General features: G+C 41.8%; 11 protein-coding genes, 1 tRNA gene and 1 pseudogene. 8 read left to right on the plus strand and 5 right to left on the minus strand.

The genetic code is table 11. The annotated features are described in order from the left end of the window. Window positions 1-2: 2 nt before the first annotated feature. The 5 genes from JCM15907_RS04340 to JCM15907_RS04370 form a co-directional block, all read right to left on the minus strand. Window positions 3-2153: a S46 family peptidase gene (locus tag JCM15907_RS04340; protein WP_025842857.1), complete on the minus strand. Its 2151-nt coding sequence runs from the start codon at window positions 2151-2153 to the stop codon at window positions 3-5. Window positions 2154-2189: 36 nt separating this feature from the next. Then, entirely contained in the window at window positions 2190-2663 is a 474-nt protein-coding gene (locus JCM15907_RS04345) for a CYTH domain-containing protein (protein WP_025842858.1), read from the minus strand. Between the two features lie 19 nt (window positions 2664-2682). Then, window positions 2683-3825: a DUF2027 domain-containing protein gene (locus JCM15907_RS04350; protein ID WP_025842859.1), complete on the minus strand. Its 1143-nt coding sequence runs from the start codon at window positions 3823-3825 to the stop codon at window positions 2683-2685. A 600-nt stretch (window positions 3826-4425) separates the two neighbouring features. Then, window positions 4426-4496: transfer RNA gene (locus JCM15907_RS04355), tRNA-Cys, on the minus strand. Between the two features lie 610 nt (window positions 4497-5106). Beyond that, window positions 5107-7770 (minus strand): leucine-rich repeat domain-containing protein, encoded by a 2664-nt coding sequence (locus JCM15907_RS04370; protein WP_025842860.1) that lies wholly within the window; start codon window positions 7768-7770, stop codon window positions 5107-5109. A gap of 420 nt (window positions 7771-8190) precedes the next feature. Here JCM15907_RS04370 and JCM15907_RS12190 point away from each other — a divergent pair, with 420 nt between their 5' ends. From JCM15907_RS12190 to JCM15907_RS04410, 8 genes and pseudogenes are all read left to right on the plus strand, one after another. Continuing rightward, on the plus strand, window positions 8191-9384 hold the full coding sequence (locus tag JCM15907_RS12190; protein ID WP_052102618.1) for a DNA/RNA non-specific endonuclease: 1194 nt from the start codon (window positions 8191-8193) through the stop codon (window positions 9382-9384). Window positions 9385-9435: 51 nt separating this feature from the next. After that, complete coding sequence (locus JCM15907_RS04380; protein WP_025842862.1) at window positions 9436-10230, plus strand: sulfide/dihydroorotate dehydrogenase-like FAD/NAD-binding protein; 795 nt, start codon at window positions 9436-9438, stop codon at window positions 10228-10230. A 36-nt stretch (window positions 10231-10266) separates the two neighbouring features. Next, the gene (gltA, locus tag JCM15907_RS04385; protein ID WP_025842863.1) at window positions 10267-11739 is read left to right on the plus strand and encodes an NADPH-dependent glutamate synthase; all 1473 of its coding nucleotides are present in this window, start codon (window positions 10267-10269) and stop codon (window positions 11737-11739) included. A gap of 19 nt (window positions 11740-11758) precedes the next feature. After that, the gene (gene priA / locus JCM15907_RS04390; protein WP_025842864.1) at window positions 11759-14233 is read left to right on the plus strand and encodes a replication restart helicase PriA; all 2475 of its coding nucleotides are present in this window, start codon (window positions 11759-11761) and stop codon (window positions 14231-14233) included. Window positions 14234-14427: 194 nt separating this feature from the next. Next, the gene (locus tag JCM15907_RS04395) at window positions 14428-14676 is read left to right on the plus strand and encodes a DUF4492 domain-containing protein (RefSeq protein WP_025842865.1); all 249 of its coding nucleotides are present in this window, start codon (window positions 14428-14430) and stop codon (window positions 14674-14676) included. Between the two features lie 66 nt (window positions 14677-14742). Next, a pseudogene (locus JCM15907_RS13345) lies at window positions 14743-16332 on the plus strand (cytochrome ubiquinol oxidase subunit I). A gap of 52 nt (window positions 16333-16384) precedes the next feature. Further along, window positions 16385-17548 (plus strand): cytochrome d ubiquinol oxidase subunit II, encoded by a 1164-nt coding sequence (locus JCM15907_RS04405; RefSeq protein WP_025842866.1) that lies wholly within the window; start codon window positions 16385-16387, stop codon window positions 17546-17548. 577 nt (window positions 17549-18125) lie between these two features. After that, window positions 18126-20999 (plus strand): T9SS type A sorting domain-containing protein, encoded by a 2874-nt coding sequence (locus tag JCM15907_RS04410; RefSeq protein ID WP_036885495.1) that lies wholly within the window; start codon window positions 18126-18128, stop codon window positions 20997-20999. The last annotated feature ends 84 nt before the right edge of the window (window positions 21000-21083 follow it).

Raw genomic sequence — 21083 nt, forward strand, 5'->3', positions numbered from 1 at the left:
GATTAAAATTTAGGGTTAATCTCATCGATTAGTCTCTGACAACCTGCAAATTTATCAATAACAAAGAGTAGATAGCGAATATCAAGAATAATACTTCTCTGATAGTTAGGAAGATATTCTATATCTCCTCCAACACCTTCCCAGTTGCGGTCGAAGTTAAGTCCTATAAGTTCTCCTTGGGCGTTGAATACGGGACTTCCGGAGTTACCTCCTGTTGTGTGTGTTGTGGCACAGAAGTTAACGGGCATGGTGCCATCGGTATTTGCATAGCGTCCGAAATCTTTTCGGTCATAAAGCTCCTTAAGACGAGGTGCAACCACATACTCCCAGTTATTGGGGTCCTCTTTTTCCATAACTCCATCCAGTGTTGTTTTGGCTTCATAGGCAACGGCATTGCGAGGGATATACCCCTTGATTTGTCCGTAAGTAAAGCGTAGAGTAAGATTGGCATCTGCGGGAAGTTTCTCTTCACCTACCATAGCCAACCAAGAGCCGATGTAGTCTCTCTGTGCCTTGGCCAAAGGAGCATCGAAAGTTGCCATTTTACTCATAAGAGAGGTATACTCTGTGTGTACTGAAAGGGCAAAAAGAGTCATCGGATCGGTAAGTAGTTGCTCTTTGTTCGGTTGCTTCATAAAGGTTTCAAACTTCTCTTTAGAGGCGTAGATAGAGTGCTTAAAGATATTCTCTATATAGGTTTCGACAGAACCTGCTTGGGCTACTCCAAGGCGGATAGCTTCTGGTTGTTTCTCCGGAGCAATACGTTGGGTATAACGTTTGAGTAGAGCGGTCGCAATGGCTTGATCTACTCGAGGGCTGTAGTCTGCGTTGTAGAAAGAGGTGAATTGTTTACGTAGGTTGTCTAATCCTTTTTGGCGTATAGAAGCATTGTCCCAAGAGTTGATAAGCTCATCGGAGGGGATGGGGGCTTGACTAAACTCTATGCCGACAAGTATACCTTCCAAAAGGTAACGTTGGCGTGTGCGGAGATCTTTGCGCTGAGCTATAGATTTAGAAATAGCTTTTACGGCATCTTGGGTTATGGGGTTAGCTCTGCCTTCTGCCCAACGGATAACCTCTTGTTGCTGTTGGAGCTTGGTGTTGTAAAGCCCTCTCTGACGAATAGCCCAGTTAGCCCCTTGAGCGCGTTTGTAGCCGTTTTGCGAAGAGGCATATTTAGCGGCATACATAATGTTAATTTCTTCGTTAGAAAGCATCTCATGGAGCATCACATCTTGGCGTATGCCTCGCATTTCTATACGGATGTTGTTGTCTATTTCGCTCCATTCGGTTACTTCGTCAGCTGTGAAGAAGCGGTAGGTAGTGCCAGGAAAACCCATAATGAAAGCAAACTGACCTTCCTGTACACCTTTGGCACTCACAGGTATAAACTTTTTAGGAGTATAGGGTACGTTGTCTTTAGAGTAGGGTGCAGGGTTACCATTGCGGTCTACATAGAGACGGAAGATAGAGAAATCACCCGTATGACGTGGCCAAGCCCAGTTGTCTGTATCAGAGCCAAACTTACCGATAGAGCTGGGAGGAGCTGCTACTAAACGCACATCAGAGAAGACTTTTTTGGTAAACATGTAGTAGCGATTACCTCCGTAGAAAGCCTTTATTTCGTAGCGATAGCCATAGCGAGAGGCTGCCTTTTTGCCTACAATCTTGGGAGCTAATGACGATAGGTACTTGGGCGAAAGGTAGTCCATGCTGTTGGGATCTTTGATTTTCTTTAGCTCCTTCTTGATAGCCTCTGTAACATCGTCCACTCTATCTATAATTTCCGCTTCGAGTCCTGGGTTAGGAAGCTCTTCTTGGAGCGTATGGCTCCAAAAACCATCTTGTAAATAATTGTGCTGTACAGTACTATGTTTTTGTATTTGGTCATAACCGCAGTGATGGTTGGTTAGTAGTAGTCCTTGTGATGAGACTAATACTCCAGAACAACCCCCATCGAAGAGCACTACAGCATCTTTGAGGGAGTTACCCTCGGGATTATAGAGGTCAAGGGCTTCGAGCTGCATACCCAAGCTCTTCATACGTTCCATTTGACCGTTAATTTGTTGCATTAACCACATGCCTCCGTCTGCATACAGTGCGGTAGAGACTAAGAGAGCAAGGATTGGAGTTAGAAATAATCTCTTGTTCATAGATATAAAATAAATGATTTGTAGCTAATTATAGTTTTATTGAGGGCGAGAGGTTGCTATGGCGAGTTGAGAGTTGTAGTAACGCTTGTCCCCCGTAACCTCTTGACCTATCCAATGAGGAAGTATAGGCGTATCTGTTGGAGAAGATAGCTCTACTTCGGCAAGGATAAGCCCCTCTAAGATACCATGAAAACAATCGACTTCCCACATAAAACCTTCGTAGGGAATATAGTATCTCTCTTTTTCTATTGAGCCGATAATGGGGGTGCGGAGCAGTTGCTCTGCCTCTTCTTTTGAGAGGGGGTATTCCTCTTCTCTGCGCACTAATCCATCTTCAGAGGATAACCCTTTTCGAGTGAAGATAGCCTTGCCATCGATGAGGCGTAAACGGAGAGTTTCTTCCTTGTTAGGGCTGTGCAGGTAGAACTGCCGAATCTCAGCTGAGTGCGTGGCTTCTTGCTTGAACTCCTCACTAAGCACCAAGAATTTGCGTTCAATCTCTACTCCCATTGTACTCTTGTTTGCCTTGTTAGTGAATAGTTACCAAGGTAGCCCCAAACCCATACTCTTGAAAGGAGGCATCCTGTGCCGAGGCCTTGGGATACTTACGTTTGAGTTCATCTAAAATAGCTTTGCGAAGTACGCCTTCGCCTTTGCCATGTATAAATACGATTTTTTGACCTTTGTGGTGGATATGCTCCTTCATAACCTTGTGAAACTCGTCCAACTGGTACTGAAGGAGGTCGCCTGCCGAAAGCCCTTGCGTGGTGGTGAGTAGATGAGAGGCGTGTAGGTCTACTTCGATGGGTTCCTCTCTTTTTTTCTTAAGAGGAGTATGGTGTAGGGGTTTGCTCTCTTTTTTATCTCCCTTTTCGGTGATGGACTTACTGCTCTCCATGGCTTCTTTGAGAAGGGTAGGAGATACCTCTTCCCGTTTTCCCTTTGCTTTGTCTTTCTCAATCAAAGCTACTATAAGGGCGTCTTCATTGAAGAAGTCATTGTCGGTAAAGCAGTGTCTTTTGAAAAATTTGACCCCATCGGGTTTGAAGTCGATAGAGTAGGGCTCTTTGAGAGCATATTTCTGTCCTTTCTTGTAGGGTACAACGCTTAGGTGGATACGCTCCCTCTCGGAGAGTTCCGATAGGGAAAAAGTGTCTATTAGGAGCTTGGTATCTCTTTCTATCTCGCCCGATGCTACTAAGCGGTAGGTGCCATTGGACTGAGCTAAGGCATAGGTGAAAAAGAGGTGATAGTTACTGTCGTTGATGAGATAACACTCCATGTCTCCGTTACTGAAGGTGGCGTAATCTTCTGGAAGCCAGGCTAAGTAAAGGGATATAAGTTCTCCTTCTGGACGCTCGGGTAGGAAGAGATGGGCGGGAGGAGGAGAAGAGATCTCTGAGGTTACTTTTACGCTTTTCGAGAGACTCGATTGCGTTCCGAGGCGTGCCTCTTTGCGACGCATCTCTTCCTCTTTTATTTCTTGTGGAGTGCGGTAGGCAGGTATGAAAGTATCTTTTTCACTTACTATAACGCACTCATGGATAGGAGTTGGTAGTTCGAAGCCATCTTCGCCTTCTACCCAAGCCACCTTACCTACTATACGACGTACTATACCGCCACCTTTGCTATTTAGGAAGCGCACGTTATCTCCAACTTTTAACTTCGCCATTGCTACTAATATCTCTAATCAATATTTAGAAAAAGTAGAGATTCTGATGAAACTCGCACGATGAGCTGGAGAAGCTATTTTATGCGCTTTTCTCTTTTAGGATTGTCGTTACAGTCCATGGGGAACTCTACTGCCTTTCAAAAGTAGTGCTTTCTTTTGACTTTGTCGGGGCTTGAGTCAAGAGTTTATTTTAATTAGAAGGCGTTGATTGTAACTATAAAGAGAGGTAAAAGTTTTTTGAAATATAGTAGTGTCCCAAAGGATAGTGTTTTTTAATAATGGATAGCTTTACATGAGTTCTTTAAAGATGACCAGGAAAGTCTCTGAAATAGTGTTGTAGAAGGTGGTTATGTGGGCTTCAAAAAGTCTGTTGTAACGGACTTGCGAAAGATTTAGCAGAATGCTGTAATCAAGGCGCAGAAACGAAAGGCAAATAAAGGGAATATAAAAAGAGATATGAACTCTAACTTGAATATCAACAATAACGCAGTGAATACGGTTGTATGCTGAGGTTTTCTATGGAGTAACCTTATGAAAGCTATCTCCAAAAGAAAAACCTCGAAATGATACTATAAATCATTCCGAGGTCTCTTCCCTTAGAGGTTCGTGGCGGATTCGAACCGCCGTAAACGGTTTTGCAGACCGGTGCCTAACCCCTCGGCCAACGAACCAACATATGAGAGCGTTAACTCAAATCGTTTGCAAAGGTAGCAATTATTCTGATACAACCAAACCTTTTTCGTCTTTTTACTCTAAAAAGTTTGCTCTTATAGCTATAGAGAGAGCAATCTATCTTTTTACTCCTATTGTATAATAGAGAGGGGAAAGACCTCTTATCCTTCCTTATGTAACCATTAATACTTGTATGTAAAAGGGTTAATGGTTTTGCACTTAAGGGTTAATGCTTAGAAGAGAAAGGTATAATCCTATTGAGTCTTTTACTTATAAAAAGGAACTTTTTTGCTTATTGTATTGTATGTCAAATTCTTAAAGGTTGGGTGTGAAAGTGTCTAACTCTCAGAGTGCTGCTGTCTCAATTGTTACATCCACAGAGATATGCTGAAAACAAATCAAACCTCCGTGTACCGAACGATATGTATGGGGAACATAGAAAAGGAGACGAAAGAAAAATCTCTCGTCTCCCTATTTACTTGACCTTTATAGCTTCCTCTTCTGCTCCTCATTAAGATACATGGTGGAAAACTATAAAGGGGGCAGGGAAAAAGGTTAAGAGTCTCGAAATAGAAAGTCCTATGCGAGACTATCTTTTACAGTAGTGCACTACTTGGCTCTGTGGAGTACTTTGAGCACGTTGCCGTTGCTGAGGCGGATGATATTTACCCCCTCTTGCAGTTCGGATATGCGATGTCCATCCACATTATAAATTGCCACAATAGTAGCTTCCTCTTGTGCTAATACGTCATCGATAGCAACATCTTCGCTACCTTCATATTCGTTCCACTGTTCATTTTTATACTCTTGAGGTATCCAGCCACGGATTTTGGCAGCAGCGACCTGTTTCTTGGTACAAACATTTCCCTCAGGATACTCTTCGGAATCAGTAAAGCACACCACATAGAAATTTCCTTTTCGCTCCTGATTACTTCGATCGGGGAGAGAGGATATGAGTATACCCATATTTTGGCTCTTAATAGAGTTGCCGAAACAAGCGAGATCTTTGAGTTCTCTGTTTTGAACCACATCAAGCTGTGTAAGCTGATTGAACTCGCAATTGAGCTGTTCGAGCTTTGTGTTTTTGCTCACATCAAGTTGTGTAAGTTGGTTGAATGAGCAATCGAGTTCGTTGAGTTTTGTATTTTTACTCACATCAAGCTGAGTGAATAGGTTGCCCCAGCAAATGAGTTCTTCGAGCTTTGTGTTTTTGCTTGCATCAAGTCCACTGAGTTGGTTGTTTGCACAAGAGAGCCATTCGAGATTTATGTTGTTGCTAACATCAAGCCTATTTAGCGGATTATTTGTGCAATTGAGTCCTTTGAGTTCTATGTTTTTACTCACATCAAGCTGAGCTATTTTGTTCTTTGCACAATTAAGAACTTCGAGTTTGGTATTTTTACTCACATCGAGTTGAGTGAGCTGATTTTTAAAACAAATGACTCCTTTGAGTTCTGTATTTTTGCTTACATCGAGCAGTGTTAGTTGGTTACTAAAGCAACTGAGCTTTTCGAGCATTGTATTTTTACTCACATCAAGTTGAGTGAGCTGGTTGTCTTGGCATTCAATCGAAGTTACATCTCCTTTGATGGTGATGCGTCCATCAGTCGCAGTTAATGTGTATGTCTTACCATCTTTAAGAGTGGCGCCCTCTACGGTGAATGCTCCATCAGCTTTTATTTCTAAGGTGATGGTCTCGCCTACAGCCTTTTTGGTTGTCATCGTGATCGCCCTATTATCAATAGCCTCACTTCCCTCATACTCACTCCACTTTTCATTTTTATATTGTTGAGGTATCCAGCCTCGGGTCTTGACAGCAGCTACTTGTTCTTTGGTGCAGACATTACCCTCTGGCTGATTGGAGTCTGAAAGGTCTATCACATAGAAATTTCCCTTTTTCTCCTGACTACTTCGGTCGGGAAGTGAGGCTATGAGCGCACTCATATTTTCCTCATTAATAGAATTAGCTGAGCAGTTGAGCCATTCGAGCTTTTGATTTTTTTCAAAGTTGAGCCGAGAGAGACTATTGTTGCTACAATTTATAGCGGATAGAGTTGAGCATGAACTGGCATCCAACGCAGTTAGTTTGCTCTTCCCAACAGAGAGTTTCTTTAAATTACCCTCAATAATCACATCGGACGAGAGTACTTTGAAAGTTCCATTGCTCAACTCTTCTAACCCATCATATACCAAAGGATTGTCTCCTTCTGCTTGCAACGAGATATTTTCGTTTATAGGCGTTTCTGTAGTAAAACTCAAGGTAGGATAGCCATCTATTCCAGGATATTCGACTGACTCTGAACCTTTAAAATCGTACATAACAAAGCCTTTTCTTTTCGCTACGGAAACAAGGGTTTTGCTACACTCGTTTTTATGAGGAGTATTACTCTGTTCACTATCTACGACAAAGATGTTGATGGGCTTTTCTGTATTATTGGGTAGAGATTTAATAAACTCATACATAGCTCCTCGATCCAAACGATTGTTTTGTATATGGATGCCTAAAAAAGAGGCTTGAGAAGATACCAACAAAGAGGTAAGTTCATTGTTGTAACAAGAGAGTGTATGTAACTTATGGTTGTTCGATAGATTCAATTCTTTGAGCTTCCCATTATAGATATTGAGTGTTTCCAATAGAGTGTTTTTAGAAAGGTCGAGTTGGCTGAGTGCATGTTGGAAGCCATGTAGTACTTCGAGCTCCGTATTAGCAGTTAGATCGAGCTCTTTCAAAGAAGGACATTCGTGTATGTACAAACTTCTCAAAGCGGAATTATCGGACAAATCTACACTGCTGAGAGAGGGACTCTTGCTACAGTTCAGCAACCTAAGGTCTTTTTTCTTTTTTAGGGATAAAGAGGTTAAGTTGTTTTTACCGCATGCAAGATAGGTGAGTTTATTGTTATTATTCAAGTTAAGTGTAGAGAGAGAGTTACTTCTACAATCAAGCGATTGGAGTTCGGGAGCTTGAGTTACGTCCAATGCTGTTAGCTTTACATCGCTACAAGTAAGCTCTGTAATATTGCCTGTAATAATGATTTCCTGAGCAGTAACTTCGTATTTATATTCACTCAGTTTTTTAATACCCTCGAAAGTTACGGGATGTTTTGACTTTTCATTTACCCAAAAGTCATCACGGTTAATTTTGGTCCCCACCTTAAGTTTTGTGGTCATAGTTACTCGGTGTTGAGCAAAAAAAGGAGAGGCATAAATTGAACTCAAAAGAGCAATTAGCAGGGTCTGATAAACGACACGTTTTTTAATCCAATGGTTCATAAATGTAGTTTTATTTTAAGGGTTCATAATGTTGCTTTACAACGGTAGAAGGATGAATTCTTTTCTGTATGTAAGTAAGTTGAGAAAGGAAATGACCCTCCAAAAATAGGTTGTAGGATTTTCTTTGAGACGAAGATAATAAAAAATTAACGCATAGAGCCTACTTGAAGAAAAAATATTTCGTTTATTTTCATCTGCTTGTTTTACCTTTTTAAGTATAGACTCTTTGGCGTAGTTGGGGGAATTATTTTTGTTCTTCGCCGAACAAATTATTACAACCTTTTGCAAAGTGTTTCATACTTAAACTTTGCGAGTTAATAATCTTATGGGCAGATATCAAAGGGCATGGGCTATGTCTGTTACCGATATAATGGTATCTTTGTGTCTCGTAAAAGGACAACCTTATAAAATGGTTTGTAAATGAGATTTTTTAGGTCAATTATAGCAGGAGAAGGACATTTTATTCACAGTTTTTGGCTATTGTCAATTGCAGTTTCGTTTTTACTGCAATCCTCTTCGTGCGAAAAGCGAGTAGATTCTGCTCCTTCTGTGTTGCATTTAACGACTGTTACTTATGGAAAAACTTTGGTTCTCCCAGAGGAAGGGGGAAGGCAGAGTTTACGTCTTACATCTCCTAAAGAGTGGACTTTGTCCCTACTCCCAAACGCAAATGGGTGGTTGCAGATTAGTCAAAAAACAGGGACAGCAGGAGTATATACTATTGCGATAGAAGCCTCTAAAAACGAGGAGTCTCAGAGAGAAACTTATATCTATTTGCAGAGAAATGATAACCTTCTTCGAGATTCAGTGCGCATTATACAGCAAGGAAAAGATGGTGCTGGTGAGTTAGGAGCGGAGCATATATTTGGAGATATAGATTTGATTGAGTTGCCTCGTTTAAGTGGAGCGAAAGAGGACTATTTTGTAACTCATAGAGTGGAGGCAGGACGAAGAGTAAACTACTCTCTAGAGTATCATACCCCCTTGCGCCACGCTCGGTGGGTTTGTTTCAGTTTCGATGATACGACTAAAGAGGTTAATACAGAGCGTTCGGATGCATGGGGGTGGGATCCTTTTATCCCCACTGATTTTGAGGTAGGTAAGCTTGATTTCAAAGGTTTTGATCGAGGACACTTAGTGGCTTCTTATGATCGAGTTTTCTCTAAAGAAGCCAATATGCAAACTTTCTACTATAGTAACATGAGTCCTCAACGCGCCAAGTTTAATCAAATCGCTTGGCAGCAACTTGAGCGTGCTGTGCAGGACTGGGTACGTACTCCTGGCTTTGCAGAAAAGATGTATGTTGCCAAAGGTGGCACTATTCGTCCAGGGGAGTATGAGGGGCGTTTGAATGCAAACAAAATAGCTATCCCCAAGCATTATTGGATGGCTATTGTAGTTCAAAAAGGAGATAGCTGGCGAGGATTAGCTTTTTGGATTAGTCACAGTAGTGATAGTAAGAAGAAGGGGGGATTGGCTCCTCTTACTTGCTCTATTGACGAATTGGAGCATCGCACGGGCTTGGATTTCTTTTTCAATTTGCCCGACGACATAGAGCAAAGTGTCGAGGCTCAAATACCATCAGAATATAAAAAAGAGTGGCCTGGATTATAACCATGGGCTTACTTCTGTAGATATAATCTTTCGAGACAAATAAGGAAAACAATGAATTTGATAGTTGAAAAGCGTTATTTCTCGCCTAATGTGGCGATGTTACGCATTCAGGCACCCCGTATTGCTAAGGCACGAAAGGCGGGGCATTTTGTTATTGTTCGTGCAGACGATCATAGCGAACGCATCCCCTTAACGATAGCTTCTTCCAACCTTGAAGAGGGAACGATAACTTTGGTTATACAAGGTGTGGGTACTTCGTCTAAAAAGTTGATTGCTTTGGAGGAGGGAGATTACGTACACGATGTTGTGGGACCTTTGGGCAAGGCTACAGAAATTGAAAAGGTTGGTACGGTAGTGTGTGCTGGAGGCGGGGTCGGAGTTGCTCCATTGCTTCCCATTGTAGAGGCTTTTCATGCAGCAGGTAATAGAGTTATCGTTGTCTTAGCTGCTCGTACCAAAGAGCTTGTTATACTTGAAGAGCAAATGCGTCGTTCCAGTGACGAAGTTATAATTATGACCGATGATGGCTCTATGGGACAAAAAGGCTTAGTTACCGATGGGATAGAATCGGTTATAAAGCGAGAAAAGGTAGACAAGTGTGTTGCCATAGGTCCTGCTATAATGATGAAATTCGTGGCTGCTTTGACTCAAAAATATGATATACCTACAGTTGCTTCGCTTAATACCATTATGGTAGATGGTACGGGGATGTGTGGAGCTTGTCGTGTTACGGTAGGTGGGCAGCGTCGTTTTGTTTGTGTAGATGGTCCTGAGTTCGATGCACACGAAGTAGACTTTGATGAGCTTTTGATGCGTCTGAACTCTTACAAAGATCAAGAGAAATAGGATAGAAGTTGTGTAGATTGAAAGAGAAACAGCATAATGAATACCAATGAACTGATTACCGAGCGTCGCAATCAAGAGTGGCGTGAGACGCTTCGTAAGAGTCGCTCGGCCAAAGAGCGTTCTGCTATTGAACGTGTTAAGATGCCAGAATTAGACCCTTCTTACCGTATAACTTCTTTGACAGAAGAAGTGAATACAGGTTTGACTGAAGAGCAAGCTCTTTTAGAAGCCACTCGTTGTCTTGACTGTGCCAAACCTACCTGTATGGAAGGGTGTCCTGTGGGCATTCATATCCCAAGTTTTGTTAAAGAGATAGAGCGAGGTCGTTTTGCCGAGGCAGCAACTATTCTTCGAGAGACCAGTTCTCTCCCTGCCGTTTGTGGTCGTGTTTGTCCTCAAGAGCGTCAGTGTGAGAGTAAGTGTATATATCACTCAATGAAAAAAGAGCCTGTTGCTATTGGATATTTGGAGCGTTTTGCTGCCGATTGGGAGCGTGTTAATGGCACGATGAAAGTCCCAGAACTTCAGCCTCGTAACGGTAAAAAAGTAGCCGTTGTAGGTAGTGGTCCAGCAGGTCTTTCCTTTGCAGGTGATATGGCTAAGTTGGGCTATGAAGTGGTCGTATTCGAGGCTTTGCATGAAATTGGTGGGGTCCTAAAGTATGGTATTCCAGAGTATCGTCTGCCTAACGAGGTAGTTGATGCTGAAATAGAGTTACTGCATCGTATGGGAGTATCTTTTGAAACGAATACTATTGTTGGAGCTACACTTTCGTATGATGATATTCATGATATGGGTTTTTCAGGGCTTTTCGTTGGTTCGGGGGCAGGGTTGCCTAACTTTATGGGCATTAAAGGTGAAAATTTAGTGGGAGTTATGTCTTCTAATGAATATCTAACCCGAGTAAATCTTATGAATGCTGGAGCTGAAGATAGTGAAACTCCCGTTTTTAGGGGGCGTTCGGTAGCGGTTATAGGAGGGGGAAATACAGCCATGGACTCTGTGCGTACAGCCAAACGTTTAGGGGCAGAGAGAGCTATGATTGTATATCGTCGTAGCGAAGAGGAGATGCCCGCTCGTATAGAAGAAATAGCCCATGCTAAGGAAGAGGGAGTTGAGTTCCTTACTTTGCATAATCCTGTGGAGTATTTGTCTAACGAAAGAGGGCGTGTAAGGTCTATGCTTTTACAGAAAATGGAGTTAGGAGAACCAGATGCTTCGGGTAGAAGAAAACCAGTCGCTATTGAGGGGGCTATCGAAGAGGTTCCTGTAGATGTGGTTATTGTCAGTATAGGAGTTTCTCCCAATCCCCTTGTCCCTAATGCTTTTAAGGGCTTGAATGTCTCTTCTAAAGGTACTATTGTAGTGAATGAAAACAATGCTACTGATTTGCCCGATGTATATGCTGGAGGCGATATTGTGCGAGGAGGAGCGACTGTAATCTTAGCTATGGGTGATGGTCGTAAGGCAGCCTCTTCAATGCACGAATACCTCTCTCGTTTGTCCTAAACAGAGCTGGAGGTAAAGTATGTTTGCGCATGTCTTTCTGCCCCTCAAATTGTCGGATAGCTATCTCTATAGTGTACCCACAGAATTTTCCGAAGAGGTCGCAGTAGGCATGCGCTGCGTAGTACAGTTTGGCACTAAGCGTTTTTATGTAGGAATAATTGCCTCCCTGACCAATGATAATAGCCAAGCAAGGGGTAAAAGGATAAAGCCCATACTTTCGCTCCCCGACAAGTTTCCTATAGTAACACTCGAAGAGATTGAGTTGTGGAAGTGGGCTGCTCATTACTATATGGCTACTCCCGGAGATTTTCTGCGAGCTGCCATGCCTATTACGCTTATCCCACAGAGTGAGACTCTTGTTTATTTGCATCTTGAGAGAGCCGAGGTAGAGCTCCCTCCAGAACAAGCCGAGGTCGTGGAGCGTCTGAGGACTATTTGTAAAAGAAAGATACGCTTCGATTTATTGCTCTCTACTGTAATAGGAGCAAGAAGGATAAAAATTTTTGAAGCTCTTTTGGAGCGAGGGATACTCTCCGTAGAGGAAGATATTCATAAGGCTTCCAATACTATCGGTACACGTTGTGTTGGTTTTACAAAGGCCTATAGAACCGATGAAGCTATCGCTCTGCTCATGGATGAACTTCGAAGAAAGCCTGCTCGTTTACGACTAATTCAGCAACTGATAGCTTTGCAAGAGAAGGAGAATTTAGGCTTCGATGGTTGGATTCCAGAGAGAGTTTTGACCCGATCGAAAGAAGCTCCTCGTCAAGCCCTGCGGCATCTTGTTACAGACAATATATTAGAGGTTATTTATCACTCTGTTGTCCAGCACAAGGGAGAAAGCTTTTGTTATGACTCGATAGAACTCTCGCTCCCTCACAATAAACCAACACTTTATATTGCTCCTGACTATCGTCGAGAGATGAGCTATCTGGGGCGACATATTCAGAGTACTATATCTAAAGGTAAAAGGGTGTTACTTTTGCTCCCCCAAAGTACCAATGTGGATGGAGCTCTGGAAGAAATACAGATGCAATTAGGAGTACAAGGAGTTACTACCTACCTTTACACGAGTACACTTTCCAGTCGAGAACGCTCTGCTTTGCGGTATCGTCTTCTTGAGACTGAAGAACCGATGCTTATTGTCGGTAGTCGTACTGCTTCGTTGCTTCCAGCACATCTGTGGGGATTGATTATAGTAGCAGAAGAGCAAGACTCTTTTTACAAACAGCAGGAACCTACTCCTCGCTATCATGCTCGAGATTTATTGATTGTTCGTGCTCACAAAATAGGCATACCTATACTCTTGTCATCGGTTACTCCCTCTGCCGAGAGTTTTTACAATGCTATGCAGGGCAAATATCACTGTATCAATGCTTCAGAACCTATTCCTAAAGCTTCTTTGGAGATGGTCGACTTGCAGTATGAACGCTCTACCCAACGTTTGCAGTATGGAAAGCTTTTTACTCATCCTCTAAAGGAGGCGATTACTCAAACTCTTGCGAAAGGCGATAAGGTGCTTATTCTTTCTGCCCATAGGGGCTTTGCTCCCTATGTTTTTTGCAACCGTTGTAGAGAGAGCTTGAAGTGTATTCATTGTAGTGTCAGCCTTACTTATCACCAAAAAAGGCGAGCATTAATTTGCCATTATTGTGGATATATGCTTCCTTTCCCTACGCAATGTCCTAAATGTACGCATATGGGAGATATGATTGCTGTTGATACTTTAGAATTAAAGGGCTTTGGTTCTGAACGAGTAGAAGAGGAGTTATTATCTCTCCATCCCGATGTCTCTATTACGCGAGTAGATATTGATACCTTTCGTACCAAGGAACAAAAAAAGAGGTTGAGGGAGAGTTTGGAACGCGCAGAGGCGAGTATCTATGTCGGCACTCAGATGTTGAGACATTTTTTACCGATAAAGGGAGTGCGTTTGATAGGGGTAACCCAGCTCGACCAAATGCTCTCTATTTCTAATTTTAGAACAGATGAGCAGGTATTCGACCTTCTGTATCAGCTTATGGCAAAGTATCCAAAGGCTTGTCTTTTACTCCAAACATCAGACCCCGAAAGACCTTTATTGACGTTGCTGCACGAACCCCAAAAGAGAGAGGGAGAATACACCTCGTCGTATACTCTTTTTATGCAACAGCTTTTAGAAGAGCGACGTTTGACTCATTTCCCGCCCTATGTGCGACTGATTAACATTATTGTAAAGGCTACACAAGAAGGTGATGCTGTACTCGTTGCCCAGCATCTATCCTCTTCTTTGCAGGCTCACACCTCTTTTTTTAGTTCTGTTAGTATCCCTATGAAGCCTTATGTTTCTCGTGTTAGGCTAAAATATATTCGCCAGATAACTCTTCGTTTGGACCCTAAAGCCTCTTCTGTTGGGGTACGTACCCTTCTAAAAGAGACTATTACTGCTCTTGAAAAACAACTTTTACAAGCTCGTAGAGTTACTATTTTATTCGATGTAGATCCGCAAGGGTAATCTTTGTTAGAATGTAATTCTTGTGCCAATAGTTCTTTTGTAGCTTTGTTTTTCGACCACTCTTCTCAGAGGTTTTCACTTAATTTCCATATATTTGTGTCCTAAAATAGCCATTGCCTTCGGGCGAGTCTCCTATTGCAATAGGTTGATTTGTCTATTGGGCGTAGTATTGGTAGATAAATAAAATAAGAAAAATGAATTCGGTTCGGGAACAGAAAAAAGAGGGTTTTTGGCGCAAAGCCTTGTATCTCTACTTAGATGGCTTTAGGACACTTACTCCTACATCAAAGACCCTTTGGATTATTATACTTGTTAAGTTGTTCATTATGTTTGCCATTTTAAAGGCTTTCTTCTTCCCCAATATTGTTAAACAACAGGGTGATAAGGAGCAACAAGCCTCCTTTGTAATGGAGCAGATAACGCAACCGAAAGAGTACAAGTAGTCGCATCAAGCTCCTCTCTGACTCTTGAGAGGAATTTTTATAAACAATAACAACAAACTAAATGATATAAGTATGAATATTGAATCTTTACTCACTTGGTCACGGGCACAATTTGCTCTGACAGCATGTTATCACTGGCTGTTTGTGCCCCTTACGTTGGGATTAGGCGTTATCATGGCTCTTGCAGAGACACGCTACTATAGAACCAATGATCCCAACTGGAAGCGCTGGGCACAGTTTTGGCAGAAGTTGTTCGGTATCAACTTTGCTATTGGTGTTGCCACAGGTATTATTTTGGAGTTTGAGTTCGGAACTAACTGGTCTAACTATAGTTGGTTGGTAGGAGATATCTTTGGAGCACCTTTGGCTATCGAAGGTATCTTAGCTTTCTTTATGGAGGCTACTTTCATTGCTGTGATGTTTTTCGGTTGGGATAAAGTAAGCCGTCGCTTTCACTTAGCTTCTACTTGGCTTACCATAATCGGAGCAACCATATCTGCTGTGTGGATATTGGTGGCAAATGCTTGGATGCAAGACCCTCAGGGGATTACTTTTAATCCTGCTACGGTGCGTAGTGAGATGACGGACTTTTGGGCGGTAGCCCTTTCTTCTACAGCTATCAATAAATTTTGGCATACTATATCTTCTTCTTGGGTTTTAGGTTCTGTTTTTGCCTTGGCTGTGTGTGCTATTTATTTGATTAGAAAGGATACAAAACATAGAGCCTTTGCCCTTGCAAATGCTCGTTTAATCGCACCGTTTGGTTTAATTGCTGCTCTTGTGACTGCTGCCACGGGAGATACTTCTGCATACAATGTGGCACAAAAGCAACCCATGAAGTTGGCGGCTATGGAGGGACTTTATGAAGGAGGACTCTCTACCCCCGATGGAAAGAGTCGATGGTACAGGTGCCCCTCTTTCTCTTTTGGGAGTATTGAATCCTGATAAAATGAAGAGTGGAACGACCGCCTCTGAAGAGCCCTTCTTTTTTAATATAAAAGCTCCTGGAATACTCTCTTACTTGGCTACACGAGAGTTGGATGGCTATGTACCTGGTATCAATAATTTGCTCGATGGAGGATATTATTTACCCGATGGCACTATAGCCCTTTCTGCTGAAGAGAAAATGGCAAGAGGTCGTATAGCTCTTGGTGCTCTGAGTGATTATCATAAGGCTATGGAAGAGAACGACAAGGAGGCTATGGAATTTCATAATAAGACTATTCAAGAGCATTTTCCCTACTTCGGTTATGGCACATAAAGGATAGAGATGAGCTGGTACCTAATGTGCATATAAATTATTACACATTCCGTATTATGGTAGGAAGTGGAGTCCTCTTTATTCTTTTGTTTGTTTTGGTATTCATTTTCGCTCGTAAACCAGAAAAGTATGCCAAAATGAAGTGGTTACATATTTTGTCTATTTTCTGCTTGCCTTTGGTTTATTTGGCAAGTCAGTCGGGCTGGATTTTAGCAGAGGTGGGGCGTCAGCCATGGGCTATACAAGATATTCTCCCTGTACGAGCTGCGGTTTCTTCTTTAGAGGCCTCTAATGTGATTGTCACATTTACCCTTTTTGCGGTTCTCTTTACTATTCTCCTTATTGCCGAACTCAATATTATGGTTAAGGCGATTAAGTCAGGGCCTGAGCATTAATTGACAACCCTCGTAAGTTATAAGAAATAGAAACATCTAATTAGTTTTAATGATGGATTATTCGATGCTACAACACTATTGGTGGTTATTGGTCTCTCTCTTAGGAGCATTGTTGGTTTTTCTGCTCTTCGTACAGGGCGGTCAAACCTTTATATTCCCTTGGCAGAAAGATATTACCCTTCAAAAGATGATTATTAATTCAACGGGACGTAAATGGGAGTTTACCCTCACTACGCTGGTAACTTTTGGAGGAGCTTTTTTTGCTTCTTTCCCTCTTTTTTACTCCACGAGTTTTGGGGGAGCTTATTGGGTTTGGATGCTTATCCTTTTCTGCTTCGTGATACAAGCTATATCGTACGAGTATCAATCGAAACGTGGTAATGTATGGGGTAAAAAGACTTTCCAAACATTTCTCTTTATAAATGGTGTACTTGCTCCGATTCTTTTGGGAACGGCAGTATCGACCTTTTTTACGGGAGCTAACTTTATAGTTTCTAAGAGGGCTATATTCGATTTTGTTGATACTCCCGGAGTAATTTCTGCTTGGCAACCTTTCAATGGAATTCAATTACACGGATTAGAAGCTGTATTAAACCCTTGGAATCTTGTTTTAGGATTGGCTGTTCTCTTCTTGGCACGAACCACATCCTTGCTCTATTTTATCAATAATATAGATGATAAAGAGGCAGATAGAAGAGCGCATAAATCATTGCTTCCTAACGCTCTTATCTTTGTGGTTCTATTTGTTGCTTATGTAATTTTCTTACTTACAAAGGAGGGCTGGGCAGTAGACCCCAATACAGGAATTGTCTCTATCGAGGCTTATAAGTATCTGCATAACTTTTTAGCTATGCCCATAGTGCTTATTCTATTTTTAGTAGGTGTCCTTTCTGTGTTAGCAGGTATTGGGATTACGATTTTGAAGCCCTCTTTCCGTAAGGGAATATGGATAGAAGGCGTTGGCGTGGTGCTAACGGTACTTGCTCTGCTTTTGGTAGCTGGCTGGAATAATACTGCCTACTATCCTTCTATGGCAGATATGCAAAGCTCGTTGACTATCGTTAATAGTTCGTCAAGTTTCTATACGTTAAGGGCTATGGCTTATGTCTCTATTTTGATACCCTTTGTACTTGCTTACATCTTTTACGCATGGAGGGCTATTGATATACGAAAGATAACTCGTAAAGAGATTACAACCGATGATCATACCTATTAAGAGATAGCTATCTAAATTCACAGTTTTTTCTACTATAAAAACTCCTTTCGAGCTATTGGGCTTTGAAGGAGTTTTTTTGTGTTTTGTCATAGGAGACGGAAGGTTTAATGGTTCGCTTTGTAGGGATTAATCCTTTTTCTCAAAAGGATTGATGGTTGCAAGGAAAAGGATTATACCTTTTTTATGTTCGTAATAGGACCTATTGTGTTGCCCAATAAAAAGCTGTCGTTACTGTAAGTGGAACATAATAGAAAGGATCTAATAAGGGGTGAAAGGAGAGGGCAGATGAGTTAGGTTGTAAAAGGTTGAGAGAATATGTTTTATGAGTTTTATCTATCTTAGAAAGACTGTTTTCTTGTTTGTATAATTCAAAGATTATGCTAACTTTGCTCCTCGTAGTTTACCCTACTTGGGTAGGTAGTTCTTGGCAGAACAAATATGGACCGAAATTAGCTAAAGAAAAGAACTTATTGCTAGAATAGAGGAAAGGAAGAGTTCTGATGGATAAATACTAGTAAGGAGCTTCTTGTGTTGAATTGAATTTTTAGAGAGAAATCCAGTAACATTTATAGATGTGATGAAAAAAAATAGATTATTGCTCACTAAGGTGATGGGAGCTTTTTTGGCTTCTTCACTGTCGATGTCTGCCTTTGGTCAGATATCATTTGGGGGTCAACCTGCGAGCTTTGAGATACCTCAGAGTGCCTTGCGTTCAGATTTGGCTCCGCACACAATCCATGTATTACCCAATTTTAACCCTGATGATGTGCGTGCTACTTCTGAGTGGAATGCGCAGGAGGTGGGGGTACGTCCTCTTACAATTGGTCAAATCATCAAGACGGATATTGACTTTGCACGCGATGCTCAGAGTATGAGTTTGCCTGATGGACGAGTAATCTATCGTTTAGCAATAGATACACGTACAGCCAAGGGGGTTGCTTTGATGTATGATGACTTCTTTATCCCCAAAAATGGAGGTGAGCTTTATCTATATACACCAGACCATAAGCAGGTTTTAGGTCGTTATACACATGAAACCAAGCCTACGCATGGCTCCTTTGCTACAGAGCCTCTCTTTGGTTCTTCGGTGATAATGGAGTATGTGCCTGCAGCGGGCGGAGAGATGCCGAACATCCTTATCTCAGGAGTGGCTTACATATTTGCTGAGAATGTATTGCGTGATCTATCCGATCCTGGAGAAGACAATGCCGATGAGACTTGTCAGATCAATGTTAATTGTACAGAAGGGGCAGATTGGCAAACCCAAAAAGCAGGTGTCGTGCAGATGTATATGGTTTCAAGAGGACGTTATAGTGTCTGTTCTGGAAACTTGTTAAATAATACTGCGGGAGACTTTAAGCCATTGATTATCTCAGCTGCGCATTGCGCTGGATTAACTGGTACATTCGGTGTGTCTCAGTCTGATTTGGATAAATGGACCTTCTCCTTCCATTATGAAAAACCGGGTTGTAGTAATGGTCAGCGAGCTCTTCCTCGAAGAAAAACAATGGTAGGGTGTACGATGAAAAGTTTCCTTCCTATTAGAGGGCAATCTGATGGTCTTTTGCTTCAGCTGAATAGAGAGATTCCTCTATCTTACCGTGTTTACTATAATGGTTGGGATAGGACTGGTACTCTGATTTCCAAGGGAGCTGGTATTCACCACCCTGCAGGTGATGCAAAAAAAATAGCGATTCTTGACCAACAGGTGCAAAATGCTACTTGGAGAGCTCAAGAAACAGGTGGAGTTGATGCCCACTTCTTCTTTAGATATAAGTTAGGTTCTACCGAAGGAGGATCTTCTGGTTCTTCTCTTTTCAACGAAGAGAAGTTGGTTGTTGCTACTCTAACTGGAGGTGCAGGGGCTTGTGCGAGTGCTACTGAGTATTATGGAAAGCTACAAGCGCACTGGGATCGCTATAAACAAAGTGGCAAGCCTCATACACAGATGGCTTCTTTCTTAGACCCAACGAATAGCAATGTAAAGACTCTTAAAGGTACTTGGCGCGAAAATATGCGTCCATTAGACCCCGTTAAGGATCTTAGAATAGTACGTGAGGGAAATGATGTTAAAGTTACTTGGACACCTGTTTCCACCGATAATATACCTTCTGAATGGAAAGTTAAGTATCGTATTTATCGTAATGGACGCTATTTAGATGGTAAAGATGTTACTGAGGGTTCCTCCTTTGTAGAGCCTTTGAGCGATGCTTTGGCTGGAGATTTTGGTAATATCGTCTACGGAGTACAGGCTCGCTATCTTTACAATGGGGCTGTTATCACAACAGAAAACTATGGAGATGCTGATATTGTCGACTTGGGTATCTATGCTGGGCGTACTGTAAATACTATTACTCCGAAGGTGGAGAATAATACATTCGGTTCTAAAAAAGGTAAATACCTTTCTTGGGGAGCAGCCAATAACGTTCAAGAGGTTTCTCTCTTTGGTTATCCAAATTCTATGAGTTTGGCTCCTTTTAATCCAAGATACATTAGTGCAGGCTTGTTTGGACCTGTGCCTGCCACGCCTCCTGCCTATGCGGTAGTAGCTTCCAAATATCCTTCTTACTATTTCCAGAACTTTGGCAAAGGAGATCATTACATTTATGCTGTAAGTTATATTCCTACAACTAAGTCGAAAGATGATTACAAGATTTTCATTCGCAATGGGGAGTATAGTCAAAAGAATATCTATGAACAGGCTTTTAGTGTACCCGATAACTGGAAAGCTGGTGAGTGGGTTACAATAAAACTAAAGAAGCCTTTCAAGATTTCTAATCCTAATAAGTCTCTTTATGTTGGCTTTGGAGCAAGAAATAAATCTGGTCGTACTACCCCAGGTGTAGCTCAGGTAGAAGGAAGCACAGATGGAAGTATGCTTTCTTTGGATGGGTTAACTTCCTTTGATGAAGGTCGTTCCTTCCATGACAGAGATGCTTGGGCACATTCAACACAAGGCTACTTAGCGATGCGTGTGCTTGTGTCTAACACAGCTTCTTCTGCTTCTGATGAAAATGTTCAAGTGTTCTCTAAAGGTAAGCAGCCTGTTCCTTTCCCTGAAATAAAAGGCTATCGTGTTAAGAGAGATGGGGTCGTTATTGCTGATAACTTGCAAGTGCGTGAGTTTACCGATGAGGATGGTACAGACAATAGTAACTATCAAATCGAAGTTATCTATGACGAATCTTCATTCATTGTTGGAAATCAAGAGGTAGAAGCCATTAAGACCTTACCTTATGTGTTCCCTTCTCGCTTAGCTACAGATGCTACTCTTAACATATCAGATAATAGTAGTGTTACTAAGGTGCTCGTTTACGCTATGGATGGAACTCTTGTTTATAGCGAAGTTACACCTGCTGAACGCGTTTCTTTAGCAGAACTTGCTTCGGGAACTTATCTTGTGGTACTTGAAACTACACAGGGTAGAGTATCTCAACGAGTAATCCGTTAGGGCAACTAATCTGCATTAAATATTAAACCCTCATTCCTTAGTACTAAGGAGTGAGGGTTTTTCTTTTCTGAATACTCTGAGAAG

Source organism: Porphyromonas gingivicanis JCM 15907, assembly GCF_000614585.1.
Lineage (GTDB): Bacteria > Bacteroidota > Bacteroidia > Bacteroidales > Porphyromonadaceae > Porphyromonas > Porphyromonas gingivicanis.